Source organism: Polaromonas sp. (genome assembly GCF_012927455.1).
Lineage (GTDB): Bacteria > Pseudomonadota > Gammaproteobacteria > Burkholderiales > Burkholderiaceae_C > Polaromonas.
In genome coordinates, this window is sequence record NZ_JABBPE010000015.1 from 101976 (window position 1) to 125864 (window position 23889).

Here is a 23889-nt window from a genome sequence, read left to right on the forward strand (position 1 = left end):
AATTCCCGCATGTCCTCTTCTCCCAAAGTTCTCTTCGGCTTTCACGCTGTCGGTGTGCGTCTGAAGACCGCGCCTCAATCGGTCATTGAAATCTATTACGAAGCCTCGCGCCGCGACGCTCGCATGCGCCAGTTTTTGGAGCGCGCCACTGAATTCGGCGCCCGCCTGATCGAATCCGATGGGCTGCGCCTGTCCAAGATGTGCGGCAGCCACGGCCACCAGGGCGTGGTGGCGCGGGTCAATGCGGTGGCGCAGGTCACCTCGCTTGATGAACTGCTGGAGCAACTGGAGGCGGCCGGCATCGAGCAGCCGCTGCTGCTGGTGCTCGACAGCGTGACCGACCCGCACAACCTGGGCGCCTGCCTGCGCGTGGCCGACGGCGCCGGCGCGCATGCCGTGATTGCCCCGAAAGACCACGCGGCCGGCATCAACGCCACCGTGGCCAAAGTCGCCAGCGGCGCGGCCGACAGCATGCCTTACTTCATGGTGACCAATCTGGCACGCACCTTGGGTGAGCTTAAAGAGCGCGCCATCTGGTGCATAGGCACCGCGGGCGATGCCCCTAAAACGATTTACGACGTCGACCTTAAGGGCCCGGTGGCGCTGGTGCTGGGCGCAGAGGGCGAAGGCATGCGCCAGCTCACGCGCAAGACCTGCGACGAACTGGTCAGCATCCCGATGCGCGGCGCGGTCGAAAGCCTGAACGTCTCGGTGGCCAGCGGCGTCTGCCTGTACGAGGCGCTGCGCCAGAGGATCTGAGTTGCTTAAGTGACAGGCGCAGTTTGCTACTTTATTGATAGCTGATAGCGCAGGCGGGGCGAGGACTGGCAGCCATTTTTCAATTCAGGAACTGGGCCAGCGCCAGGTACAGCGGAATGCCCAGTACCAGGTTGAACGGAAACGTGATTGCCAGCGCCGCGGTGATGGACAGCGCGGCGTTGGCCTCGGGCACCGCAATGCGCATGGCCGTCGGTGCGGCAATGTAGCTGGCGCTGGCGGCCAGCGTCGCCATTAGCGCCGTCCCGCCCACGCTCAGGCCCAGCAGCTTGCCGGTCAGCGCTCCGGCGACTGCCAGCAGCAGCGGGGCGCCGAGCGCGAACACCAGCAGGCGCGGGCCGAAGCGGCGCACCTCGCCAAGGCGACTGCCCACGACCAGCCCGAGCTCCAGCAAAAACAGCGCCAGCACGCCCTTGAACGGGTCGACAAAAACGGCGTTGAGCGGCGCCATGCCGGCCTCACCGGCGGCCGCGCCTATCAGCAGGCCGCCGGCCAGCAGCAGTACCGACTTGCCCAGAAACACGTCATGCGCGAGCTTCTTCCAGTCAGCGCCTGGCCCTTTGGCCCCCCAGCGTGCCAGAAAAATTGCGGCCACCAGACCCGGCGCTTCCATCAGCGCCACCCACAACGCGGCGTGTGCTTCAAAAAATACGCCAGCCTTGAGCAGATAGGCGCAGGCCACGGCAAAGGTCACCACGCTGACCGAGCCGTAGTGGCCGGCGAGCGAGGCGCTGTCGGCCAGCGAAAACCCGAGCCGGCGCAGCAGCGGCAGCAGCGCAAACGGAATGGCGGCGCCCAGGCCTATGCAGGCCAGCACCTGCGGCGCCAGTTCGGCCATCGGCTGGCGGCTGAGTTCGACGCCACCCTTCAGGCCGATCGCCAGCAGCAGGTAGAAAGACAGCATGTCGTACAGCCCGTCGGGCAAGCGCAGCTCGCTGCGAACCAGGCGCGCAGCCAGCCCCAGCAGAAAAAATAGCACGATGGCGTCAGGCATCAGTGGGCGCTCCGCTGAGCTCAAAAACCGGCAAGGTCGCGACCCTGCCTGGCGAAGCGAGCCAGCACCGGCGGGTCTGGCTCAAAAGAGAAGTCGTTGGGGTGCTTGGGGTGGTGGGGGTGGTTGGAAGCCTGATCATGGAGAGCCAGTTTAGATTCAATAATGATGAAAGTAAATTCGAATTTAAAATATGAATACATCGAAAAAACCATTGCTTTATCCTGATTGCGGCCGGGCCATGAACTACAAACACCTTTATTACTTCTGGACGGTCGTTCATGCAGGCGGCATGGCACGCGCCGGTGAGCAACTGCACCTAACGCCGCAGACGCTGAGCGGGCAGATCAAGATGCTGGAAGCGCGTATCGGGCGCCCGTTGCTGCGCAAGGCCGGCCGTGGGCTGCAGCCCACGGCGGTGGGCAAGCTGGTGCTGCACTATGCCGACGCCATCTTCGCGCTCGGGGCCGAGCTGCAAGACGCGCTGCAAAGCGGACGCGATGGCGCTCAAGTGCCTGTTTTTCGTGTTGGCATCACCGACTCGGTGCCCAAATCGGTCGCCTACCGCGTGCTGGAGCCGGGCTTGAGGACTGAGCCGGCGGTGCGTTTGCACTGCACCGAAGGCCAGCTGCCGTCATTACTTGCCGAGCTGGCCGTGCATCGGCTCGATCTGGTGATTTCCGATGTCCCGCTGCCCGCCAATCTCAGCGTCAAGGCCTTCAGCCATGCGCTGGGCCGTAGCGGCAGCAGTTTTTTTGCGGCCCCGGCACTGCTCAAGGCGGCGGGCCTTTCGCCGGCGCGCGCACGCGCGACGTTTCCTGAATGCCTGCAGCGTCTGCCCTTGCTGCTGCCGGCCTTTGACGCGGCACTGCGGCCCCGGCTGGAAAACTGGCTGGACCAGCACACCCTCAGTCCGGCAATCAGCGGGGAGTTCAATGACAGCGCGCTGATGAAATACTTTGGCAGGGAAGGGCGCGGCGTGTTTGTCGCGCCCACTGTGCTACAAGCCGAGATCCGGCGCCAGTATGGCGTCGTGATGCTGGGCGCCGCGCCCGACCTGACGGAGGAGTTCTACGCCATCTCGGTAGAGCGCCGGATCAGGCACCCGGCCGTTGCCGCCATCACGGCAGCGGCCCGCAATGAGCTGTTTCACTGAGGGCGCCCGCTGCCTTTGCGGGCCTGGGCACGTTCGTTAAATCAGGCCGAACCAGCCCAGCAAGGCACCGGCGCCCAGCAGCCACAGCAAATGAATTTTGCTGCGCCAGACGATCACTGCCGTTGCCGCCGTGAGCAGCCAGACCGGCCAGTCTTTCAGCGTGCCGCCGTTGCTGCTGGCCAGAATCCAGCTGGTGGCAAGCATCAGCGCGACCACGATGGGCGCCATGCCCTGCTTGAAAGCGCGCACCGCCCGCAACTCGCGGTTGCGGTGGCCCCACTGCGCCGCCGAGTAAGTCAGCACGGTGCTGGGGATCAGGATGCCCAGCAGCGCCAAAAAAACGCCGAGCAGTCCACTCAGCATGCCACCCGCGTTCAGGCCGACATTCCAGCCCAGCAGCGCGACAAACAGCACGTTGGGGCCGGGCGCGGCCTGCGCAATGGCGATGGAGGCGTTGAACTGCGCGTCGGTCAGCCAGTGCTGCTTGTCGACCAGAAAGCGGTGCATGTCGGGCGCCGTGCTGATGGCGCCGCCCACCGACAGCAGCGACAGCGACAGGTAGTGCATGAACAGGTCAAACCAGTCGCGCAGGACAAACACCAGTTGCAGCGGCTCGTTCATGGCTTGAGCCGGCGAAATACCAGCACGCAGGCCAGGCCGCCCAGCCCGAGCAGCACATAGGCCAGCGGCAGCCGCAGCAGCGCAATCGCCGCAAAGGTGAGCAGGCCCAGCGCCACGCACAGCCGCGCACCCAGCACGTTGTTTTGCAGCGCGCCGTACAGCCTCAGGCCGGTGGCCGCAATCAGCCCGGCGGCCACCGCAGCCATGCCGCGCAGGGCGCCCGCCACGCCGGGGTGGTCGGCAAACTGGGCATGGACCAGCGCCAGCAGCAGCACCAGCAGCAACGGCACCGTCAGCATGCCCGCCAGTGCGGCCATGGCACCCTTGAGGCCGAAGTAGCGCCCGCCCACCATCAGCGAGAGGTTCACCACATTCGGGCCGGGCATGATTTGCGCCACCGCCCAGTCTTCGATGAATTCTTCGCGCGTCATCCAGCGCTTTTTTTCCACCAGTTCGCGCTGCACCACGGCCAGCACGCCGCCAAAGCCCTGCAGCGCCAGCAAGGTGAAGGATACAAACAGGTCGGTCAGGGATTTGGGTTGTGGACGATCTTGCGCAGGCAGGGAGTTCATGGGTCGATTATCACTGCGGGTAGCCGGCAGCGCGGGCGCAGGCTTGACGTGGCGGCCGCTGCCATGCTATTGAAAATATAGCTGCCTGCGCCCGCGCTGTATGGGCTAGAGGGCTAAAAGACTGACAAAGCCAGGAGTGCATCGGCTGGCATCAGGGGCAGGACGGCCTTCGTCAAAGTGTCTCCACAATCGTCGCAATGCCCATGCCGCCGCCTACGCACAGTGTGGCCATGCCGTAGCGCAGCTGGCGCCGCTGCAGCTCATCAATCAGCATGCCCAGAATCATCGCGCCAGTCGCGCCCAGGGGGTGGCCCATCGCAATCGCGCCGCCATTGACGTTGACTTTGTCATGCGGCACCTTCATTTCCTTCATGAAGCGCAGCACCACGGCGGCAAAGGCTTCGTTGACTTCAAACAGGTCGATCTGCTCAATCGTCATGCCGGCCTTGGCCAGCGCCTTGCGCGCCGCCAGCATAGGCCCGGTCAGCATGATGGTCGGGTCGGCGCCGCTCAGGGCTGCCGCGACAATGCGGGCGCGCGGCTTCAGGCCATGCGTTTTGCCGGCCGCTGCAGAGCCAACCAGTACAGCCGCCGCGCCATCGACAATGCCCGACGAATTGCCGGCGTGGTGAACGTGAATGATTCGCTTGACTTGCGGGTAGCGTTGCAACGCTGCGGCGTCAAAGCCGGTGGCGCCAAGCTGCTCAAACGCCGGTTTCAGCGTTGCCAGGCCTTGCAGCGTGCTCTGCGGTTTAATGAATTCGTCGTGGTCCAGCAGGGTCTGGCCCAGTGAGTCTTTGACCGGCACGAGGGAGTTGGAAAAGTAGCCAGCCGCTTGCGCCCGGGCGGCACGCCGCTGGCTTTCCACAGCAAAAGCATCCAGCTCGGCGCGGGTAAAATCTTCCAGGGTGGCGATCAGGTCGGCGCCTATGCCCTGGGGCACCCACAACGTGGCACCCGGCACCTGCGCAGTGGCAAGGTCTTGCTCCCACGCGCCCCAGTCGGAGCCCATCGGCACGCGGCTCATGCTTTCCACGCCACCGGCAACTACCAGGTCTTCCCAGCCCGAACGCACTTTTTGCGCGGCCAGGTTCACCGCGTCGAGGCCTGAGGCGCAAAAACGGTTGATCTGCACGCCCGAGGCCTGAAAGTCCCAGCCCGCTTTAAGCGCCGCCACCTTGGCAATGACCGCGCCCTGCTCGCCAATGGGCGAAACCACGCCCATCACCACATCATCGACAGCGGCGGTGTCAAAGCCGCTCCGCCGCTGCAGCGCTATAAGTACCCCGGCCAGCAGGTCAACGGGCTTGACCTCATGCAGGCTGCCGTCTTTTTTGCCCTTGCCGCGCGGCGTGCGAATGGCGTCGTAGATGAAGGCTTCGGTCATGGGAGGCTTCCTGAAAAAAAGGACGTGGGAACTTGGCAAGTGCAGTGGCCGCACTTTGAAGAGGTGATTTTGCAGGCAGGGGGTCAGGCCGCCAAGTGGATCAGCGGCAGGGCTTGCAGACTGCGCTGCTGGCTTGTCTTGGCGCTATGCTTTTTATAGCTGCTAGCACCCGTTACACAGCGGTCGCAGCCACTTTTAGCTATTTTTTTACTATTTTTTATGGATAAGCTGCGTTGCCGCCGCTATTCCCGCAGGTCGGGTTAAACGCAGGCTTCACCCGACGTTGACGGCGCTGGCAAGGGCTGTCAAATTACGCTGCGCCAAGTCGACCTGAGCGACATCAACTAGATTCGCTGTCGAAAATCAGACCGCTCAGGACGGGTCCTTGCCGCGCGTACGACCGACGGCGCTGAAAATGCCTATGCCCAAAATGATCAGCGAGCCTATGGCGATGTAAAGGGTCGGAATACCTGCGACGACGGCGCCCCAGATAATGCCGCCCAGAAAAATGACGAAACCGACCATGTAAAGCGCAAAAGACATTGTTTTCTCCCAAAGTGACGCTCTTACTGTGGGTGGTTGTGTGCTTGCCGGCAATCGGGGGCAGGCGCTGATGCCTGTCAGTGCAGACCTACCCAAGCTTAGAAATTGATGCGCCGCGCCCTTATATTTTCACTTCCTGGTTGAGACAGGCAACATCAAGCTTGCTATCAAACGCTTGGTCGAAATAGTGCGGGCTCGGCTATCGGACCATTTGCACAGTCACGACCACTCTGCCAAGGGCCCAACATGTGGGGCGCGATCACCCTTGATGGCGTCTGGACGAAGCTGCCCAATAGCACGCGCCTGGCGCCATTGCAGCAAAATACAAATGACATCGTGATTTTTGAATTTCTTCTAAAGCACAACCATGCCTACAACGCTCAAAATTGATTTTGTTTCCGACATCTCATGCCCCTGGTGTGTGATTGGCCTGCAGGCGCTCGACCAGGCCCTGGCGCGCGTCGGCAGCGATATCAACGCCGATCTGCATTTTCAGCCGTTTGAACTCAATCCCGGCATGGCTGCGGAAGGCCAGGATATTACCGAGCACATCACGCAAAAGTACGGCATCACGCCGATGCAGGCGGATGCCAACCGCGAGAACATTCGCGCGCGCGGCGCCGAGTTGGGCTTCAAGTTCAGCGGGCCCAATGAGCCCGGTGGTGGGCGCCACCGCATCTACAACACCTTTGACGCGCACCGTTTGCTGCACTGGGCCGAGTTGCAAGGCGCGGGCAAACAAAAGGCGCTGAAAGAAGCGCTGTTCAAGGCTTATTTCACCGAGGGACAAAGCCCCGCCTCGCACGAGGTGTTGGTGCGCGCGGCCGCCGAGGTGGGTCTGGATGCGACGCTGGCCCGAGAAATTCTGGCCTCTGACCGCTACGCCGACGAGGTGCGCGAGCGCGAGCAGTTTTACCTGAACCAGGGCGTTCATTCTGTGCCGGCAGTCATCATCAATGAGCGCCATCTGATCTCGGGCGGCCAGCCCGTAGAGGTCTTTGAGCAGGCGCTGCGCCAGATTGCGGCGGCGGGCTAGAACTGTTTGCTATTGAATTAATAGCTGCTTGCGCCCGATTCCATTGGGCTAGCGGCTGTTATTTATGATTCTTGTAGCGTCCCCGCGTCAGGCGACTTATACGGTCTGCTGCCAATAGACGGCTTGGCGCTTGAAATGGCAGCGCCGGTCCCAAGCTGCAAGGCATGAGCGAATCACTGCACCTTGTCTGCCCACACTGCCACACCACCAATCGCGTTCGCACCGACCAGCTGGGCAGTGCGCCGGACTGCGGCAAATGCAAGCAGCCGCTGTTCAATGGCCACCCGGTGGCGCTGGACGAAGCCGGTTTTGACCGGCACATCAGCCGCAACGAGATCCCCGTGCTGGTGGACTTTTGGGCGCCCTGGTGTGGTCCGTGCCGTGCCATGGCGCCCGCGTTCGAGCAAGCTGCGGCGCAGCTGGAGCCAAACTTTCGGCTGGTCAAGGTCAACACTGAGGCGGCGGCCAGCTTGGGCACGCGCTTTAACATTCGCAGCATTCCGACCCTGGCGCTGTTCGTGGGCGGCCGTGAGGTAGCGCGCCAACCCGGCGCCCTGACCGTTGCCGCAGATATCGTGCGCTGGGCGCAGTCGCAGCCGCGCTGAAATTTGCGGCTGTCACCCTTCGCGCGAACTGACTGGCGCACTGCCGCGGCGCGGTAGCATGGCAGCCTCACACAAGGGATTCACATGCTCAAGCGCGCCAGCGAACAAGATCAATCGGTTGCACTGTATTGGGACTTCGAGAACCTGCATGCCAGCCTGTGCGAGGCCAGGCAGGAGGGCGCTTACAGCAAGCAGGACAACCGCTTCAAGGTGCAGGAGCCGCTGATTGACGTGCAGGCGGTGGTTGAACTGGCTGCCTCGTTTGGCCCCATCGCGATTGATCGGGCCTACTGCAACTGGCAGTACTTCAGCCGTTACCGCGATGCGCTGCTGCAAAGCGCCGTCGAGCTGATCCAGCTGTTTCCCCCCGGCGGTACGGCCAAAAATGGGGCCGATATCAAGCTGTGTCTGGACGCCATGGAAGACATGGGCCGCTTTGACCACATCGGCACCGTCATCATCGTCAGCGGTGACAGCGATTTCATGCCGCTGTCCCAAAAGGTCAAGGCAGCCGGCCGCACATTGATTGGTGTCGGCGCGCGCAAGGCGACCAACCGCCACTGGGCCAAAAGCTGCCACGCGTTTCGCTATTACGAGAATCTGGTGGAGGGCTTGCCGCAGTCCACGCTTTCACCGGCGCAGCAAGATCAATCGGCAATGGCTACTCCTGCAGCAGAAATCTTCCAGCGGGCGCTGCGCCTGCTGGCTGAAGCCAAGGGAGATGCTTGGGTCAATCAGGCGGCTATCTGGCCCATGATAAAACGGCTCGACCCGACCTTTGATCTCCGGGAACACGGCCACGCTGATTTTCTGGCCTTGCTCACAGCCTTCGCTGCCTTGGTGGACGTGAAGGACGGCGAGGCGGACCAGCTGGTGCGCTTGCGCTGATACTAGCAGAGCGTCCGGCGCGCCACACCGGCACAGCCAGTGGCCGTTTGATGCTATAAAAAATATAGCTGCATTCGCCCGTATCTATTGGGCTACAGGCCTATTTTTACTATCAACTCCGATTGAGGCGACATTGCCGGCCCCCTTGGCTAACCTTAGCGCGCCACCAGTACGGGCAGCCGCGACTCGGCCACCACCTTGGCGGCGACGCTGCCCAGCATGATCCGGCTCATGCCGGTGCGGCCGTGCGAGCCCACCACAATCAGGTCGGCGCCCTCGCTGATGGCGGACTGCACGATGCCAGATGAAGCCGTCACGTCTTCGACCAGCCGCACTTGCAAGGCAATGGGCGGCTCGACTTGGCACAAGGCCGCGACCTTGGCGTGGGCCTGCGCCGCGTGCTCCTGGGCAGCCGACATGTAGGCTTGGAAGCCCAGCGGGTTGGTCTCGCCGATAGACAGATACGGGTATGGGTCGACCACATAAAGCGCCGTCAGGCTGGCGCCGTGGGTGCGGGCCAGCTCGACCGCCAATTGCGCTGCGTGTTCGGACGCGGCGGAGCCATCGGTGGCGAGCAAAATGTGTTTGAACATGGTTATCTCGTTTTCAAGCTGATTAATGAGTCTTGATCTTGCCGCCAGCGCGCGTCGTCTTTCTTGATGTGGGTCAACATCCACGCACCTTGGGCGCCCTATATTAAAACAATGTCTACGCATACGGCTTCCCGAACTCCGCGCAACTGCAATAAACCGCTGGCCAATTTTTCGCAATGCCATCTGGGCATTGTTTCGAAGCTGCACGCCCTGGCGCAATTGCCGGTGCTGCTGGCGGCCGCCGTGCAGGCGCGCGAGGTAGCGGCCAGCACGCTGGCGCTGTTCAAGCTCTCGGTGCATGAGCACCATGCGGACGAGGAAAACGAGCTGTTTCCGGCCGTGCTGCGCAGCGCTGCCAAGGGCGCAGAAGTCTTGCGCGTCCAGGCCATGGTGCAGCGTCTGACTGCGGAGCACCGCGACATCGAAGCGCGCTGGAAAAAGCTGGAGCCGGCCGTCAAGGCCGCCACCAAAGCCGAACCGGTCGATCTGGACCATAAGGAGGTGCATGCCTTGGTGCGAGCCTACCTGGCGCATGCCCGTTACGAGGAGGAGCGCTTTTTTCCACTTGCCGAGCGCATCCTGGGCCGCGATGGCAACCACATGGCGGCGCTGGGCCTGGCGCTGCATTTGCGGCATGCACCTCTGACGGTGGGGCATATTTAACGCTGCGTCATGATGACTTATTTGCTATAAAAAACATAGCTATTTGCGCCTGTTTTTATTGGGCTAGAGCCTTATTTTCTCCGGAAATTGCCGCTTTTTCAGTGTTGCAGCTGCCGCGCCAGCAGCAGTGCCACATGAATCGCTTCGCGCTGCGCGCCGTCTCGGATCTGATGGCGGCAACTGGTGCCGTCGGCCACCACGATGGCATCGGGTTGCTGGCGCACCGCGGGCAGCAAGCTGAGTTCGGCCATTTGCATGGAGACCTCGTAGTGGCTGGCCTCGTAGCCAAAGCTGCCCGCCATGCCGCAGCAGCTCGATTCGATCAATTCAGGTTGCGCACCCGGAATCAGTTTGAGTACGTCCAGCATGGGGCTGACCGCGCCAAACGCTTTCTGGTGGCAGTGGCCGTGCAGCAAGATGGCCTGCGTGGCGGGCTTGAGCCTGGCCTTGAGCGCTTCCAGCTTGCCGGCGGCGGCCTCGCGCGCCAAAAATTCTTCCAGCAGCAGGGCGTGGCGGCTGATGGTTTGCGCGGCCTGATTCAATTCATCCAGGCCCATCACCAGTATTTCGTCGCGCATCGTTAACAGGCAAGAGGGCTCCAGTCCGACGATTGCGATGCCTCTTTCGGCAAAAGGCAGCAGCGCCGTGACCAGTTCGCGTGCCTTGGCTTTGGCTTGATCCACCATGCCGCTGGCCAGGTAAGTGCGACCGCAGCACAGGCTTTTGCCGTCTGATACTTTTTTAGTAGCAACATGCACCGTGTAGCCGGCCGCTTGCAGCACTTTTAATGCGGCACTGGCGTTGTCCGACTCAAAGTAGCCGTTGAATGTGTCGACGAACAGCACGACCGGTTTGCTGGCGCCTAAAACCTCTTCGCGCGTCGCGCTGGTGGGCGCCGAGTTGAAGAAGTTTTTGCTCTTCCACTGCGGCAGGGTGCGCCTGGCCGACAGGCCGGTCAGCTTTTCGCTCAAGGCGGCCAGGCCGGGGATTTTGTCGCGCAGATTGAGTAGCGGCGCCAGCCGGCTGGCCCAGCGGGCGTAGTCGGGCAGATAGGCCACCAGCTTGTCTTGCAATGTGTAGCCGTGTCTTGCCTTGTAGTGGTGCAAAAACTCGATCTTCATTTTGGCCATGTCGACGCCGGTGGGGCAGTCGCGCTTGCAGCCCTTGCAGCTGACGCACAGTTCCAAAGCCTCTTTGACCGCTTCGCTGGTGAAGGCGTCTTCGGCCTTGGTGCCTTCAAGCTGCCCACCCAACTGACCAGAGAGTGCCAGGCGCAGCGTGTTGGCGCGGCCCCGCGTCAAATGCTTTTCATCGCGCGTGACGCGGTAGCTCGGGCACATGGTGCCAGCGTCGAATTTCCTGCAGTGGCCGTTGTTGTTGCACATTTCGACGGCCTTGGCAAAGCCCTGGGCCGGGTCGCCACCGCTGCCGGGGGCGCTGGTTTGCTCGGTCAGCGGGTTGTTTTGCACGTTCCAGGCGCTCCAGTCCAGCGCGGTCTTGATCGGGATGACCCGGTAGCCGGGCGCAAAGCGCATCAAGCGGGTGTCGTCCATCTTGGGCGGGTTGACGATGCGCTGCGGGCAGAGCAGATTGAGCGGGTCCAAAAAGTTTTTGATCTGCGCAAACGCCTGCGTGATCTGCGGGCCAAACTGCCATTCAATCCATTCGCCTCGGCACAGGCCGTCGCCGTGCTCGCCGCTGTAGGCGCCCTTGTAGTGGCGCACCAGGGCCGAGGCCTCTTCGGCAATGGCCCGCATTTTGCTGGCCCCCTCGCGGCGCATGTCCAGAATCGGCCGCACATGCAGCGTACCGACCGACGCGTGGGCGTACCAGGTGCCTTTGCTGCCGTGTTTTCTGAAAACCTGTGTGAGCGCGTCGGTGTATTCAGCCAGGTGCTCCAGCGGCACGGCGCAGTCTTCAATAAAGCTGACCGGCTTGCCGTCGCCCTTGAGGCTCATCATGATGTTGAGTCCGGCCTTGCGCACTTCCCACAGGTTTTTCTGCGGCGCGTCGTCAATCATTTCGACCACCGAACCGGGCAAGCCCAGGTCGCCCATTAACTCCACCAGCTGCTTAATTTTTGGAAGGAGATCAGCCTTGGAGTTGCCTGAAAATTCAACCAGCAAAATGGCGTCGGGCCGGCCGATCAGCGCCGTCTTGACGGTGGCTGCAAAAGCCGGGTTTTGCAGCGACAGCTCGATCATGGTGCGGTCTACCAGTTCAACGGCCGTCAGGGTTGCCGTCCCGGTCGCGCCGCCGCGTCCGTCCGAATTCGCCAACTTGACGATGTGCTGGGCCGAATCCATGGCCTGGTAAAACGTCGGGAAGTTAACCACGCCCAGCACCTTGGCGCGCGGCAATTCGCAAAGCGACAACTTCAATGACCGGGTCAGCGCCAGCGTGCCTTCGCTACCCACCAGCAGGTGCGCCAAATTGACTGAGCCGTCCGTCGTGTAGGGCCTTTCGTTCTGGTTGTTGAAGATGTCCAGGTTGTAGCCTCCCACGCGGCGCAGCACTTTGGGCCAGTGCGCCTGCAGTTGCGGCGCTAGCTGGTCGGACAGGGTCTTGATGTAGTCGCCTAGTTGCCGCGCCGCGCCGCTGGCCTTGTCGTAACGCCCAAGGGCCAAAAGGCTGCCGTCGGAGCGCCAAGCGGTGGCGCCCAGCACGTTGTGCACCATGTTGCCGTAGGCGATGCTTCGGCTGCCGCAGGAATTGTTGCCGGCCATGCCCCCCAGCGTGGCTTGCGCGCTGGTGGACACATCGACCGGGTACCACAAACCGTGTGATTTCAATGCAGCATTCAGGTGATCCAGCACCATGCCGGGCTCGACCTCGGCGCTGCGCTGCGTCAGGTCCAGGTTTAGCAGCTTGCGCACATGCTTGCTGTGGTCAATCACCAGGCCCGCACCCACGGTCTGGCCGCACTGGCTGGTACCGCCGCCGCGCGGAACTATTGGCACCTGCAGATCGCGGCAAATATCCAGTGCGGTCTTCACCTCATCTGCCGAGCGCGGCACGAATACGCCTACCGGCATGACCTGGTAGATCGACGCATCGGTGGCGTAACGGCCACGGTCGGCGGCTGAGAACAGCACCTCGCCCTGCGTTTGCGCCGCCAGCCGCGCCGCCAGCCGGCCCGCCACTTCATTGCTGGCGCGCGCCACCTCGTCGTAGGCCTGGGCCGCCGTTTCGCGGGTGATTTTCAGGGGCAGGGGGGCTGTCATTGTGGCTGGTGTGTCAGTGCTTTTTTAATCAGGCCTTTGCAAGCGGCCGGCTTGCGGCAGCAGCGGCGCGCAGCTGCTGGACCACCACATCGCGCTTGTTGCCGAGGTGCGTCAGCAGCACGCTGCGCATGGCGGCGGCATCGCGCGCGGCCAGGGCGCTGATCATCCGCTCATGCTCCTGCATGGCGGTCTGCCATTTTTCTTCGTCCTTGTTCGAGCTAAAACGCAGTGCCTGCAGCCGTGCATTGAGTTGCTGGTAAGTAGCGGTGAGCACCGGGTTTTTGGCCGCCGCGTTGATGGCGTTGTGGATGGCCGCATTCAGCCGGTAATAGTTGGGCAGGTCACGGCGCGTGTAGGCGGCCAGCATTTCAAAGTGCATGGCCTTGACTTCAGCCAGCTCGGCGTCGCTGATGCGCTGGGCCGCCAGTTCACCCGATTGGGCTTCCAGCCCGGCCATGACCTCAAAGGTGTTGAGCACATCGGCTTCGCTGAGTGCCAGCGCAATCGCCCCGCGATTGGGCAACAACTCGACCAGGCCTTCGGCGGCAAGCATCTTGATGGCTTCCCGCAGTGGCGTGCGCGATACCTTGAGTTCTTCACTGAGCGCCCGCTCATTGAGTTTGGCACCGGGCGCGACGCGGTTTTCGACCAGCATCTGGCGCAAACGGTGCGCTGCCTGTTCGTGCAGGGCAGCCCGCGGAACCCGAGTCTTGGGGGCGATGGAAATGATTTCAGCTGACATGGGTTAAATTTTGTATGCAAAAAATAAGGCTGTCAAATCAATCGTTAACCCTAGGACTTGTTGACAAATAAATTTTGCATGCAAAAAATAGCTTCTTCATTCAGGAGTAGCCCGTCATGTTGATGCTCGACTTTCACCCCACAGGACGACATTTTTTGCAGATACCCGGTCCGTCGCCGGTGCCCGACCGCATCCTGCGGGCCATGAGCCTGCCCACCATTGACCACCGCGGCCCCGAATTTGCGGTGCTCGGCCTGAAGGTGCTGGCCGATATGCGGAAAATTTTCCAGACCTCGCAGCCCGTCATCATTTACCCGGCGTCTGGCACCGGCGCCTGGGAAGCCGCGTTGGTCAACACGCTGAGCGCGGGCGACCCTGTGCTGATGTATGAAACCGGTCACTTTGCCGCGTTGTGGCAAAAGCTGGCCGCGCGGCTGGGCCTGAAAACCGAGGTGATTGGTACCCCCGGTGCGCAAGCTTGGCGCCATGGCGTGCAGGCCAGCCTGATTGAAGAGCGCCTGAAGCTCGATACGCAACACAGCATCAAGGCGGTCTGCGTGGTGCACAACGAAACCAGTACCGGCGTCACCAGCAACATCGCTGCCGTGCGCAGGGCGATGGATGCCGCCAGGCACCCGGCGCTGCTGCTGGTAGATACCATTTCGGGCCTGGCCTCGGCCGATTACCGCCACGACGAATGGGGCGTGGACGTGAGCATCAGCGGCTCGCAAAAAGGCTTGATGCTGCCGCCCGGCATCAGCTTTAACGTGCCGTCGGCCAAGGCGATTGAAGCCAGCAAAAAGGCCACGCTGCCCAAGGCTTTCTGGGCCTGGGACGAGATCATCGAGATGAACAAGGCCGGCTACTGGCCGTCCACGCCCAACACCAACTTGCTCTATGCGCTGAGCGAATCCTGCGACATGTTGCTTGAACACGGACTGCAGGCCGTGTTTGCCCGGCATCAGCGCTGGGGCGAGGGCGTGCGCGCCGCCGTCAAGGCCTGGGGACTGCAGATCCAGTGCGCCGATGCGTCGCTGTATTCGCCCGTGTTGACCGGCGTGATGACGCCCGAAGGCGTGGATGCCGATGCCGTGCGCAAGATCATTTACCAGCGCTTTGACTGTTCACTGGGCACCGGCCTGGGCAAGGTCAAAGGCAGGATGTTCCGCATCGGCCACCTGGGCGACTGCAACGACCTGACGCTGATGGCGGCCTTGAGCGGCTGCGAGATGGGTTTGAAGCTCTCCGGCGTGAAGCTGGCGGGCTCGGGCGTGCTGGCGGCGATGGATCACTTTTCAAGCCATGCCGCTGTTGTGCCAGAGCGCAGGGCGGCTTGAGCCGACAATCAATTTGCTATCAAATTAATAGCTGGTAGCGATTGTGCTGTAAGGTCTATAGGCCTTTTTGTTTAATTATGGAGACAAAATCATGCATCGTAGAACTTTTATCAATGCCACAACCGCCACGGTGGCCACACTGGCCGCACCCATGCTGTGGGCGCAGAACCTGCCTAGCGGGGCGATCCGCATCATCGTCGGCTTCGCGCCGGGCGGTGGCACCGACATTCTGGCGCGCGTCATCGCACAGAAGCTCTCGGTGATATGGAACACCACTGTGCTGGTCGAAAACAAGGCCGGCGCGGCCGGCATGATTGCCGCCGATTACGTCGCCAAGCAGCCCAGCGACGGCAGCACGCTGTTGATGGCACACATCAATAGCCATGCCATTGCGCCTGCATTGACGCCAAAAATGACCTACAACGTGGAGAACGACTTCACGCCTGTCGTGCTGGTGGGCGTGACGCCCAATTTGCTGATCTGCAATGAGCAGCAGCAGGCGCGCACCGTCAAGGACGTGGTCGAACTTTGCAGAAAGAATCCGGGCAAGATAAGTTTCGGTTCGGCCGGCAATGGTTCGGCGCAGCACCTGGCGCTGGAGATGTTCAAGCTGGCGGCCAAAATCGATGCCATTCATGTGCCTTACAAGGGCTCTGGCCCGATGCTGACCGATCTGATCGGCGGCCAGATCAACTACAGCTTTGACACCATGACAGCGGCCACGCCTCACGTCAAAAGCGGCAAGGCGATTGCCATCGCGCAAACACGCCAGAAGCGCGCCACGGGGCATCCGAATGTGCCCACCATGGCCGAATCGGGTTTTCCGGGCTTCGAGGCCACTACCTGGTATGGCCTGGTTGGTCCCGGTAAGCTGCCTGCGCCGCTAGCCAGACGCATGAACGAGGACATCAACAAGGTGCTGCAGATGCCCGACGTGGCTGAAAAGTTCGAGCAGTATGGCGCCGAGGATGGCGGCGGTTCGACTGAAAAGTTTGCGGATTTCATCAAGCTTGAGTCGAAGAAATGGGCCAAGGTCGTGAAAGAGGCCAATGTGAAGGGTGACGCATGAGTGGCATGGACAGCGGGGAAAAGCGCCCCCTGCCGCTTGCCGGCGTCCGTGTGCTGGACATCAGCCAGGTCATGGCCGGCCCGTATGCCTGCATGCTGCTGGCCGACCTGGGCGCCGACGTCATCAAGATCGAGCCGCCCGGCGGCGGCGACCAAACCCGTGGCGCCATGGGTTTCAAGATGAAGGGCCCCGATTCCATGGGCTTTCTCAACATGAACCGCAACAAGCGCAGCGTCGCGCTCAACCTCAAGTCCGATGCCGGACGCGAATTGCTGCTGCGTATGGTGAAGGACGCCGACATCCTGATCGAGAACTACCGTCCCGGCGCCATGAAGCGCCTGGGCCTGGGCTACGACGTGCTTAAGGAGATCAACCCACGGCTCATTTACACCAGCATTTCCGGCTTCGGCCAGACCGGTCCCTGGGCCGACCGCCCGGGCTTTGACTTGATGGCGCAGGCCATGTCCGGCGTGATGAGCGTGACCGGCTACCCGGGCGGCCCGCCGGTCAAGGCCGGCGTGCCGGTGGCCGACATCGGCTGCGCCCTGTTTGCGATTTACGGCACGTTGTCAGCCTACATCGGCGCCAAGACCACGGGCCAGGGCCAGTACATCGATGCGTCGCTGTTCGACTCGGCGCTGGCGTTTTCGGTCTGGGACATCTGCGACTACTGGGGCACCGGCAAGCCGCCCGAGCCGCTGGGAACGGCCAACAAGATGACCGCGCCTTACCAGGCCATGGCCAGCGCCGACGGCTATTTCGTGATGGGCGCCAACAACCAGAAGTTGTGGCTCAAGCTGTGCGCGTTGATTCATCGGCCTGATCTGGCCGAGGACGCGCGCTTTTCCACCATCTCGCTGCGGCTGGCCAACCGGGCCACGCTGGAGGAGGAGCTGGAGCGCAGCTTTCGCCAGCAGCCCAAAGATTACTGGGTAGACACGCTGCTGGCGGCAGGCATTCCGGCCGGCCCCATCCTCACCTATCCGCAAGCGTTCGAGAGCGAGCACGGCCGGGCGCGCGAAATGCGAATGGAGATTGACCACCCGATTGAAGGCACGGTGCCCAACATCGGCTTTGCGGTCAAGCTCTCGGGCACGCCGCAGCAGGTGCGCCGCCATCCGCCGCTACTGGGCGAGCACAACGCCGAAGTGCTGGCCGAACTGGGTATCAGCGCCGATGAGCAGGCCGAACTCGAAGCGCAGGGCGCGTTCGCGCCATGAGCGAAGGTACGACTCGCCTGAGCATCCAGGGCGGTGTGGCTTCGGTGACGTTTGACCGTCCCCGGGCGCGCAATGCCATGACCTGGGCGATGTACGAGCAACTGGGCAAGATCTGCGAGCAGTTGCAGGCCGATGCTGCGGTCCGCGTGGTCACGTTTCGCGGCGCCGGCGGTGAAGCCTTCGTGGCTGGCACCGACATCGAACAGTTCAAGGCCTTTCACAGTGGCGATGACGGCGTGGCCTACGAGCGGCAGATCGACCAGTGCATCCAGCAGTTGGAAACGCTGCGCATGCCCACTGTGGCCGCGATTGAGGGCTGGGCAATTGGCGGCGGCCTGGCGATTGCCACGGCCTGCGATTTCCGCATTGCGACGCCTGCGTCCCGTTTTGGCGTGCCGATTGCCAAAACATTGGGCAACTGTTTGTCGGTGGCCAATCTTGCCCGGCTGAGCGCCGTATTCGGGATACCGCGCGTCAGGCGCATGCTGATGCTGGCGGAGGTGCTTGTCCCCGAGGAAGCGCTGAATTGCGGTTTTCTGCTGCAGATCAGCGAGGCTGGCGAAATCGAAGCTGTGTTGGCCCGGCTGTGCGAACGTCTTGGGACGCTGGCGCCCGTCACGCAAAGCGTGTCCAAGGAAGGCCTGCGCCGGCTGGTGAGTCAGAACTCGCCGGCTGATGAAGATTTGATCCGCCGTTGTTATGGCAGCAATGATTTTCGGGAGGGCGTTGATGCGTTTGTGAGCAAGCGTCCTCCTGTCTGGAGCGGGGAATAAGCTGCGTCTAACAAGGCTGACCGAGCCCTTCTTCAGGCAGGCGGCGGCTCGGTCTTGGGTTTGTAGTCGCAAAAGGGCGCCACCGCGCATTGCCAGCACAGCGGCTTGCGCGCGATGCAGACATAACGCCCGTGCAGGATCAGCCAATGGTGGGCGTCCAGCAGGTACTCGGCGGGTACGCGCTGCATCAGCCTCATTTCCACTTCCACCGGGGTTTTACCGGGGGCCAGGCCGGTGCGGTTACTGACGCGAAAAATGTGTGTGTCAACCGCCATCACGGCCTCGCCAAAAGCCGAGTTCAGCACCACGTTGGCAGTTTTGCGGCCCACGCCGGGCAGGGCTTGCAGCGCCTCGAGCGTGCGTGGCACCTGCCCGCCGTGCAAGTCCACCAGCATGCGGCAGGCTTGCATCAGGTGTCTGGCTTTGCTGCGGTAAAGACCAATGGTCTTGATATAGCCCTCCAGACCTTCCGGCCCCAGATCAAGAATCGCCTGTGGCGTGTTGGCCTTCACAAACAGTTTGCGCGTGGCCTTGTTCACGCCCACGTCAGTGGCCTGCGCACTTAACAGCACGGCGGCCAACAGCTCAAACACGCTGGTGTATTCAAGCTCGGTCACCGGCATCGGGTTGGCGGCCTTGAGCGTCGCAAAAAAGGGCTCGATGTAGTCCTGTTTCATGGGGGCTGACAGCGCCGCCGCTCAGGCCAGGTGACGCAGTTCGCGCAGCGCCACCGAAACCGGTGCCAGGTCTGCGCTCTGGGTGCTGATGCTGGTCAGCATCTGGCGCAGGCGTTCAATCGACTGCGCGTTTTGGGCCTGCCAGGCCGCCAGATCTTCGCCACGCGACAACAGGCCTTGGGTGATCTGGCTGGCGATCGAATAAACGTCGTCGCGCGCGCTGCCACGGGCCTGGGTTTGCCACAGCGTGTCGGCGGGCAAGCGCTTGATTTCCGCGCGCCAGAGCGTCAGGCCGAGTTCGGCGTCCACACCAAAATAAGCGCGCGCCGCCTGCTCCAGCCCGGTACTGGCGTTTTGCGCCAGATCGACCAGGTCGAGTGCCGGGAAGATGAAATCGAGTGCTGACAGGTTTTGCGCCAGCGCCGGCGCCACGCCGGCCTGCACCAGTGCCTGCGTCGCCTGCTCCCAGCGCGAGTGGGCGGGTGCCGGCAGCCAGTCCGCCAGATGGGCGCGCAGCTCGCGCGCGGCCGGCTGGTAGCGCTCAATCAGAGTCGGCAGATCGGTGCTCTGGGTGCGCACGCGCAACATCCAGCGCGACGCGCGCTGGGCAATGGCCATCAGTTTTGACAGCAGGCTTAGCTGCAGTGTTGCCTCTATCTGGTAGTCCAGCGCGTCGATCTGATCCCACAGCGCTTCCAGGTCGAAGATTTCGCGCGCCAGTGTGAAGGCGCGAATCACGTCGGCCGCTGTCGCGCCCGACTCCGACGCGATGTAGTTGACGAAGGTCGCGCCGGTGCGGTTGAGCACCGTGTTGGTGATGACGGTGGCGATGATCTCGCGCTTGAGCGGGTGGCTGGCAATGGCCGCGCCGAATTTCTCGGTCAGAACCCTGGGGAAGTAGGCCTTGAGCGCACGGCTGTAGTACGGGTCGTCCGGCAAGTTGCTGGCCAACAGCTCGTCGAACACCGACATCTTGGCGTAGGCCAGCACCACCGCACCTTCGGGTGCCGTGAGTCCGGACTTCTTGGCCTTGCGCAGCGCAATTTCTTCGTCGCTGGGCAGAAACTCCAGCGCGCGGTTCAGGCGCCCGGCATTTTCAAGCCACTGCATCAGCCGTTGCTGCCCGTCCAGCACGTACAGCGGGCGATGGCTGGCGACGTTGAGCGCCTGCGTCTGGTAGTAGTTGTCGGTCAGCACCAGCAGGCCAACCTCGTCCGTCATCGAGGCCAGCAGGTCGTTGCGCTGCTTCAGCGTCAAGTCGCCCGCTTCCACCACGCTGCCCAGCAGGATCTTGATGTTGACCTCGTGGTCGGAGCAGTCAACACCGGCCGAGTTGTCGATGGCATCGGTGTAGATCAGGCCGCCCTTGCGCGCATATTCGACGCGGCCGTTTTGCGTGCAGCCCAGGTTGCCGCCCTCGGCCAGCACCTTGCAGCGCAGCTCGTTACCGTTGACGCGATACGCGTCGCCGGCCTTGTCGCCCACCTGGGCGTGACTCTCAAAACTGGCTTTGACATAGGTGCCGATACCGCCGTTGTAGAGCAGGTCCACTGGCGCCAGCAAGATGGCCCGCAGCAACTCGACCGGGGCCAGCTCGGCGGCCTCGATGCCCAGCGCGGCGCGGGCTTGCGGGCTCAAGCGGATGGCCTTGGCCGAGCGCGCATACACGCCGCCACCCAGGGAAATCAGGCTTTTGTCGTAGTCGTCCCAGCTTGATTGGGGCAGCGCAAACAGGCGCTGCCGCTCGGCAAAAGAGCGCGCCGCATCGGGCGTGGGATCGATAAAGATGTGGCGGTGGTCAAACGCCGCCACCAGCCCGATGTGCTCGGACAGCAGCATACCGTTGCCAAACACGTCGCCCGACATGTCGCCGATGCCCGCCACCGTGAACGGCGTCGTTTGGGTGTTGATCGACAAGGAGCGGAAGTGGCGCTTGACGGATTCCCAGGCGCCGCGCGCCGTGATGCCCATTTTCTTGTGGTCGTAGCCGACCGAGCCGCCCGAGGCAAAAGCGTCCCCCAGCCAGAAGCCATAGTCGGCCGACACACTGTTGGCAATGTCGGAAAAGGTGGCCGTGCCCTTGTCGGCCGCCACCACCAGGTAGGGGTCGTCCTCGTCATGCCGCACCACATTGGCCGGCGGCACCACCGTGCCCTTCACCACGTTGTCGGTCAGGTCCAGCAGGCCCGAGAGAAAGAGCTTGTAGCAGGCCACGCCCTCGGCCTGATATGCGGGCCGGTTGCTGGACGGCGGGGCGTTCTTGAGCACGAAGCCGCCCTTGGATCCAACCGGCACTATCACGGTGTTCTTGACCTGCTGGGCCTTGACCAGCCCCAGCACTTCGGTGCGGAAGTCTTCCCGGCGGTCAGACCAGCGCAGGCCGCCGCGCGCCACCTTGCCGCCGCGCAGATGCACGCCTTCGACGCGCGGCGAATAGACCCATATTTCAAACAGCGGCTTGGGCTCGGGCACGCCGGGCACTTCGCGCGGGTTGAGCTTGAGCGCCAGGTAAGGTTTGGCTTGGCCGGTCGCAGTTTGTTGCCACGCGTTGGTGCGCAGGGTGGCACGCAGCGTAAGAAAGAACTGGCGCAGGATGCGGTCTTCGTCCAGGCTGGCCACCGCGCCCAGATCGGCCTCGATCTGCTGCGTTAGCCGTTGCTGGGCTTCATCGCGATTACCGGGAAGGGCCGGGTCGAAGCGCGCGTTGAACAGCTCCAGCAGTCTTTCTGCAATGCCCGCGTTGTTATTCAGCGTGGCCTCGATGTAGCTTTGGCTGAAGGCAAAACCCAGTTGCTTGAAGTAGCGCGTGTAGGCGCGCAGCACGGCAATGGCGCGCGCGTCGAGTGCCGTCGTCAGCACCAGCCGGTTCAGGTCGTCGCTTTCCACCTCGCCGCGCCAGGCTTGCGCAAACAGGTCTTCAAAGCGGGCCCTGACAGTGGCCAGATCGGTACTGGCCGGCAGTTGCAAGCCCAGGTCGTGAATCCACAGGTTGTCGCTGCCGATTTGATAGGGATGCTCGTCAAGCACCCGGGCGCCCATGCGCTCTAGCACCGGCAGCGAGTCCGACAGCGGGACTTTGGAGGTGTTGTAGATCTTCAGCCGCAGCAGGCCTTCGCCGGCGTCAAGCGGGCGGTACAGCTTGACCGCCAGCGGCGAGGCGGGGCTCAGGCTGGCCAGCATGTCGGCGTCTTCAGCCGCCACCGCCGCAGAAAAATCCTCACGGTAGGCCGTGGGGAATGAACTGGCAAAGCGGTGCGCCAGCGCCAGCCCCGGCCCCTCGCCGTGCAAGCGCAGCAGTTCGCTGGTGCATTCGTCTTCCCAGCGCTCGGCCAGCCGCGCCAGCCGCGCCTCAAGCGCGCGCAGGTCAACGCTCATGGGCGCGCGCTCTTTGGCGCGCACCAGGTAGTGGATGCGCGCCAGCGGGTTGTCTGTCAGCATGGGCGTGAATTCGAGCGACTGGCCGTCCAGCGCCGCCATCAGCTCGTTGCCAATCTTCACGCGCAGCTCGGTGTTGTAGCGGTCACGCGGCACAAAGACCTGGGCTGAGGTAAAGCGGCCAAACGGGTCGCGGCGCAGGAACAGCCGGGTGCGCTGGCGCTCTTGTAGCCGCAAGATGCCGATGGCATGCTCGGCCAACGTGGCGGTATCGATCTGGAACAATTCGTCGCGCGGGTAGACGTCGAGGATGGACTGCAGCGACTTGGCGGCGTGGCTCTCAGGCACCACCCCCGCGCCGGCGATCACGTCGGCCGCACGCCGCCGCACCTGCGGAATATCGGTCACAGCGGCGGCATAGGCGGTCGAGGTGTAAAGCCCCAGAAAACGGGCCTCGCCGACTATCTTGCCGCTGTCGTCAAAGCGCCTGACCGCGATGTAGTCCAGCCAGGCGGGACGGTGCACGGTGGCGCGCGTCATGGCCTTGGTGATCAGCACCAGTTCGTCGGTTGCCAGCAAGGCCACGGCCTCTGGCGGCAGGCGCGACGCCGCCGTTTGCGGCACGCCGCGCAGTATACCCAGGCCAGAGTCGGGCCGCGCGATCAGGCTGACGGTGTCGCCATCGCGCTGCATGTCATAGTCGCGCGCACCCAGAAAAGTGAAATGCCGGTCTTGCAGCCAACGCAAAAATTCAAGGCCTTCCTGCTTGCTGGTGGACGACAGCTGCGAGCGCTCCACCTCCGATTCCAGGGCCTGAACCCGCTCAATCATGGCGCGCCAGTCCTGCACCGCGGCCCTGACGTCGCCCAGCACCCCGTCCAGATCACGGCCCAGCGCATCGCGATCTGCGGCGCCCAGAATGCGGTCGCATTCCACCATGATGAGCGACTCGATAGGCGCGTCTGGTGCGGTGGCGCTGCCGCCCGCCACGCTGCTGACCGTCTCTGGACGACCCTGCGCATTGCGGGCCACGCGCAGCAGGGGGTGCACGATCCAGTGGGCCGTGCGGCCACTGCGGTTGATCGCCATGGTGACCGAATCGACCAGGAAGGGCATGTTGTCGTGCACGATCTGGACCGAGGTGTGGTCGCTGACAAAACCGTCTTCTCCCAGCGTCGGGTTGAACACCCGTATCCGGGCGCTCTGGCTGGCGCGGGGCGCATCCAGCAAACGCCAGTGGGCGCTGGCAATGCCAAACAGCGTGGCCGGCCCGCGCGCAAGAATTTCGTCCGGGTCGGTGTTTTCAAAGTAGGCCGAGACAAACTCGGAAAGCCGTTTGGTATTGGACCCGGCATGCTCGGCGGTATAGGCCAGCAGATCTGCAAGCGGTGAGTGGTTCATGGTGTCTCCGGCGGTTGTTTTCTTGTTTTCGTTCTTTGTAAGAACGGGTACGGAAGGGGACGAATGGGTACGAAGATTCTAGGCCTGCCGGTGGTCTGGGGATGACTTCCGCAGGGGCAAAGCATGGTCTCATGCCGGAGTTGCATCGGCTGTGGCCACGGGCCCGCGTCGGCGGCTGTCGCCTGGAACTTTGCGCGGAAACTTTGGTTACCATGGTCCGCTACCCCTTTCTCAATTCA

General features: G+C 62.8%; 22 protein-coding genes. 11 read left to right on the forward strand and 11 right to left on the reverse strand.

The genetic code is table 11. The annotated features are described in order from the left end of the window. Positions 1–9 precede the first annotated feature (9 nt). Positions 10–759, forward strand: a complete 750-nt coding sequence (rlmB, locus tag HHJ18_RS12740; RefSeq protein WP_296915829.1) for a 23S rRNA (guanosine(2251)-2'-O)-methyltransferase RlmB — start codon at positions 10–12, stop codon at positions 757–759. Between the two features lie 79 nt (positions 760–838). Here the strand turns inward: rlmB and HHJ18_RS12745 are convergent, their stop codons facing one another. Then, positions 839–1771 carry a sodium-dependent bicarbonate transport family permease gene (locus tag HHJ18_RS12745; RefSeq protein ID WP_296915831.1) on the reverse strand — a complete coding sequence of 311 codons (933 nt, stop codon included), beginning with the start codon at positions 1769–1771 and terminating at the stop codon, positions 839–841. A 20-nt stretch (positions 1772–1791) separates the two neighbouring features. After that, on the reverse strand, positions 1792–1983 hold the full coding sequence (locus tag HHJ18_RS12750) for a hypothetical protein (protein WP_296915833.1): 192 nt from the start codon (positions 1981–1983) through the stop codon (positions 1792–1794). 26 nt (positions 1984–2009) lie between these two features. Here HHJ18_RS12750 and nhaR point away from each other — a divergent pair, with 26 nt between their 5' ends. Continuing rightward, positions 2010–2924, forward strand: a complete 915-nt coding sequence (nhaR, locus tag HHJ18_RS12755) for a transcriptional activator NhaR (RefSeq protein ID WP_296915835.1) — start codon at positions 2010–2012, stop codon at positions 2922–2924. Positions 2925–2960: 36 nt separating this feature from the next. Here the strand turns inward: nhaR and HHJ18_RS12760 are convergent, their stop codons facing one another. The 4 genes from HHJ18_RS12760 to HHJ18_RS12775 form a co-directional block, all read right to left on the reverse strand. Next, entirely contained in the window at positions 2961–3545 is a 585-nt protein-coding gene (locus HHJ18_RS12760; protein WP_296915837.1) for a chromate transporter, read from the reverse strand. Beyond that, the gene (locus tag HHJ18_RS12765) at positions 3542–4117 is read right to left on the reverse strand and encodes a chromate transporter (RefSeq protein WP_296915838.1); all 576 of its coding nucleotides are present in this window, start codon (positions 4115–4117) and stop codon (positions 3542–3544) included. The genes HHJ18_RS12760 and HHJ18_RS12765 overlap by 4 nt, the downstream gene beginning before the upstream one ends. A gap of 172 nt (positions 4118–4289) precedes the next feature. Then, a complete protein-coding gene (locus HHJ18_RS12770; RefSeq protein ID WP_296915840.1) occupies positions 4290–5504 on the reverse strand; it encodes an acetyl-CoA C-acetyltransferase in 1215 nt (404 codons plus the stop codon). A 372-nt stretch (positions 5505–5876) separates the two neighbouring features. Further along, entirely contained in the window at positions 5877–6047 is a 171-nt protein-coding gene (locus HHJ18_RS12775) for a hypothetical protein (RefSeq protein WP_296915841.1), read from the reverse strand. Positions 6048–6293: 246 nt separating this feature from the next. Here HHJ18_RS12775 and HHJ18_RS12780 point away from each other — a divergent pair, with 246 nt between their 5' ends. From HHJ18_RS12780 to HHJ18_RS12795, 4 genes are all read left to right on the forward strand, one after another. After that, a complete protein-coding gene (locus HHJ18_RS12780) occupies positions 6294–6437 on the forward strand; it encodes a hypothetical protein (RefSeq protein ID WP_296915842.1) in 144 nt (47 codons plus the stop codon). Next, on the forward strand, positions 6415–7083 hold the full coding sequence (locus HHJ18_RS12785) for a DsbA family oxidoreductase (protein WP_296915845.1): 669 nt from the start codon (positions 6415–6417) through the stop codon (positions 7081–7083). Before HHJ18_RS12780 ends, HHJ18_RS12785 begins: the two co-directional genes overlap by 23 nt. 164 nt (positions 7084–7247) lie before the next feature. Then, the gene (trxC, locus tag HHJ18_RS12790) at positions 7248–7688 is read left to right on the forward strand and encodes a thioredoxin TrxC (RefSeq protein ID WP_296915847.1); all 441 of its coding nucleotides are present in this window, start codon (positions 7248–7250) and stop codon (positions 7686–7688) included. Between the two features lie 84 nt (positions 7689–7772). Next, positions 7773–8576, forward strand: a complete 804-nt coding sequence (locus HHJ18_RS12795; protein WP_296915849.1) for an NYN domain-containing protein — start codon at positions 7773–7775, stop codon at positions 8574–8576. A gap of 155 nt (positions 8577–8731) precedes the next feature. Here the strand turns inward: HHJ18_RS12795 and HHJ18_RS12800 are convergent, their stop codons facing one another. Then, the gene (locus HHJ18_RS12800; RefSeq protein WP_296915851.1) at positions 8732–9169 is read right to left on the reverse strand and encodes a universal stress protein; all 438 of its coding nucleotides are present in this window, start codon (positions 9167–9169) and stop codon (positions 8732–8734) included. 111 nt (positions 9170–9280) lie between these two features. On the opposite strand from HHJ18_RS12800, the gene HHJ18_RS12805 reads away from it, so the two are divergent. Next, positions 9281–9832, forward strand: a complete 552-nt coding sequence (locus HHJ18_RS12805) for a hemerythrin domain-containing protein (protein WP_296915853.1) — start codon at positions 9281–9283, stop codon at positions 9830–9832. A gap of 98 nt (positions 9833–9930) precedes the next feature. On the opposite strand, the gene HHJ18_RS12810 is transcribed toward HHJ18_RS12805, so the two are convergent. Both HHJ18_RS12810 and HHJ18_RS12815 read right to left on the reverse strand, forming a co-directional pair. Then, complete coding sequence (locus tag HHJ18_RS12810) at positions 9931–13056, reverse strand: FAD-binding and (Fe-S)-binding domain-containing protein (RefSeq protein WP_296915855.1); 3126 nt, start codon at positions 13054–13056, stop codon at positions 9931–9933. Between the two features lie 28 nt (positions 13057–13084). Continuing rightward, the gene (locus tag HHJ18_RS12815; RefSeq protein WP_296915857.1) at positions 13085–13798 is read right to left on the reverse strand and encodes a GntR family transcriptional regulator; all 714 of its coding nucleotides are present in this window, start codon (positions 13796–13798) and stop codon (positions 13085–13087) included. Positions 13799–13914: 116 nt separating this feature from the next. Between HHJ18_RS12815 and HHJ18_RS12820 the strand changes: the two genes are divergently transcribed. The 4 genes from HHJ18_RS12820 to HHJ18_RS12835 all read left to right on the forward strand — a co-directional run bounded on the left by HHJ18_RS12820 (position 13915) and on the right by HHJ18_RS12835 (position 18197). Continuing rightward, positions 13915–15135: an aminotransferase class V-fold PLP-dependent enzyme gene (locus tag HHJ18_RS12820; RefSeq protein ID WP_296915859.1), complete on the forward strand. Its 1221-nt coding sequence runs from the start codon at positions 13915–13917 to the stop codon at positions 15133–15135. Between the two features lie 91 nt (positions 15136–15226). Then, a complete protein-coding gene (locus HHJ18_RS12825) occupies positions 15227–16204 on the forward strand; it encodes a tripartite tricarboxylate transporter substrate binding protein (RefSeq protein ID WP_296915861.1) in 978 nt (325 codons plus the stop codon). Then, positions 16201–17424, forward strand: a complete 1224-nt coding sequence (locus tag HHJ18_RS12830) for a CoA transferase (protein WP_296915862.1) — start codon at positions 16201–16203, stop codon at positions 17422–17424. Before HHJ18_RS12825 ends, HHJ18_RS12830 begins: the two co-directional genes overlap by 4 nt. Further along, the gene (locus HHJ18_RS12835; RefSeq protein WP_296915864.1) at positions 17421–18197 is read left to right on the forward strand and encodes an enoyl-CoA hydratase/isomerase family protein; all 777 of its coding nucleotides are present in this window, start codon (positions 17421–17423) and stop codon (positions 18195–18197) included. Before HHJ18_RS12830 ends, HHJ18_RS12835 begins: the two co-directional genes overlap by 4 nt. A gap of 32 nt (positions 18198–18229) precedes the next feature. Here the strand turns inward: HHJ18_RS12835 and nth are convergent, their stop codons facing one another. Both nth and HHJ18_RS12845 read right to left on the reverse strand, forming a co-directional pair. After that, positions 18230–18874, reverse strand: a complete 645-nt coding sequence (gene nth, locus HHJ18_RS12840) for an endonuclease III (RefSeq protein WP_296915866.1) — start codon at positions 18872–18874, stop codon at positions 18230–18232. A gap of 21 nt (positions 18875–18895) precedes the next feature. Next, the gene (locus tag HHJ18_RS12845) at positions 18896–23650 is read right to left on the reverse strand and encodes an NAD-glutamate dehydrogenase (RefSeq protein ID WP_296915868.1); all 4755 of its coding nucleotides are present in this window, start codon (positions 23648–23650) and stop codon (positions 18896–18898) included. Positions 23651–23889 lie beyond the last annotated feature (239 nt).

What these genes read in the sequence shown, in the direction of transcription:
- rlmB (WP_296915829.1), top strand. Translation starts at nt 10, where the DNA reads ATGTCCTCTTCTCCCAAAGTTCTCTTCGGCTTTCACGCTGTCGGTGTG.
- HHJ18_RS12745 (WP_296915831.1), bottom strand. Translation starts at nt 1,771, where the DNA reads ATGCCTGACGCCATCGTGCTATTTTTTCTGCTGGGGCTGGCTGCGCGC.
- HHJ18_RS12750 (WP_296915833.1), bottom strand. Translation starts at nt 1,983, where the DNA reads ATGGTTTTTTCGATGTATTCATATTTTAAATTCGAATTTACTTTCATC.
- nhaR (WP_296915835.1), top strand. Translation starts at nt 2,010, where the DNA reads ATGAACTACAAACACCTTTATTACTTCTGGACGGTCGTTCATGCAGGC.
- HHJ18_RS12760 (WP_296915837.1), bottom strand. Translation starts at nt 3,545, where the DNA reads ATGAACGAGCCGCTGCAACTGGTGTTTGTCCTGCGCGACTGGTTTGAC.
- HHJ18_RS12765 (WP_296915838.1), bottom strand. Translation starts at nt 4,117, where the DNA reads ATGAACTCCCTGCCTGCGCAAGATCGTCCACAACCCAAATCCCTGACC.
- HHJ18_RS12770 (WP_296915840.1), bottom strand. Translation starts at nt 5,504, where the DNA reads ATGACCGAAGCCTTCATCTACGACGCCATTCGCACGCCGCGCGGCAAG.
- HHJ18_RS12775 (WP_296915841.1), bottom strand. Translation starts at nt 6,047, where the DNA reads ATGTCTTTTGCGCTTTACATGGTCGGTTTCGTCATTTTTCTGGGCGGC.
- HHJ18_RS12780 (WP_296915842.1), top strand. Translation starts at nt 6,294, where the DNA reads ATGTGGGGCGCGATCACCCTTGATGGCGTCTGGACGAAGCTGCCCAAT.
- HHJ18_RS12785 (WP_296915845.1), top strand. Translation starts at nt 6,415, where the DNA reads ATGCCTACAACGCTCAAAATTGATTTTGTTTCCGACATCTCATGCCCC.
- trxC (WP_296915847.1), top strand. Translation starts at nt 7,248, where the DNA reads ATGAGCGAATCACTGCACCTTGTCTGCCCACACTGCCACACCACCAAT.
- HHJ18_RS12795 (WP_296915849.1), top strand. Translation starts at nt 7,773, where the DNA reads ATGCTCAAGCGCGCCAGCGAACAAGATCAATCGGTTGCACTGTATTGG.
- HHJ18_RS12800 (WP_296915851.1), bottom strand. Translation starts at nt 9,169, where the DNA reads ATGTTCAAACACATTTTGCTCGCCACCGATGGCTCCGCCGCGTCCGAA.
- HHJ18_RS12805 (WP_296915853.1), top strand. Translation starts at nt 9,281, where the DNA reads ATGTCTACGCATACGGCTTCCCGAACTCCGCGCAACTGCAATAAACCG.
- HHJ18_RS12810 (WP_296915855.1), bottom strand. Translation starts at nt 13,056, where the DNA reads ATGACAGCCCCCCTGCCCCTGAAAATCACCCGCGAAACGGCGGCCCAG.
- HHJ18_RS12815 (WP_296915857.1), bottom strand. Translation starts at nt 13,798, where the DNA reads ATGTCAGCTGAAATCATTTCCATCGCCCCCAAGACTCGGGTTCCGCGG.
- HHJ18_RS12820 (WP_296915859.1), top strand. Translation starts at nt 13,915, where the DNA reads ATGTTGATGCTCGACTTTCACCCCACAGGACGACATTTTTTGCAGATA.
- HHJ18_RS12825 (WP_296915861.1), top strand. Translation starts at nt 15,227, where the DNA reads ATGCATCGTAGAACTTTTATCAATGCCACAACCGCCACGGTGGCCACA.
- HHJ18_RS12830 (WP_296915862.1), top strand. Translation starts at nt 16,201, where the DNA reads ATGAGTGGCATGGACAGCGGGGAAAAGCGCCCCCTGCCGCTTGCCGGC.
- HHJ18_RS12835 (WP_296915864.1), top strand. Translation starts at nt 17,421, where the DNA reads ATGAGCGAAGGTACGACTCGCCTGAGCATCCAGGGCGGTGTGGCTTCG.
- nth (WP_296915866.1), bottom strand. Translation starts at nt 18,874, where the DNA reads ATGAAACAGGACTACATCGAGCCCTTTTTTGCGACGCTCAAGGCCGCC.
- HHJ18_RS12845 (WP_296915868.1), bottom strand. Translation starts at nt 23,650, where the DNA reads ATGAACCACTCACCGCTTGCAGATCTGCTGGCCTATACCGCCGAGCAT.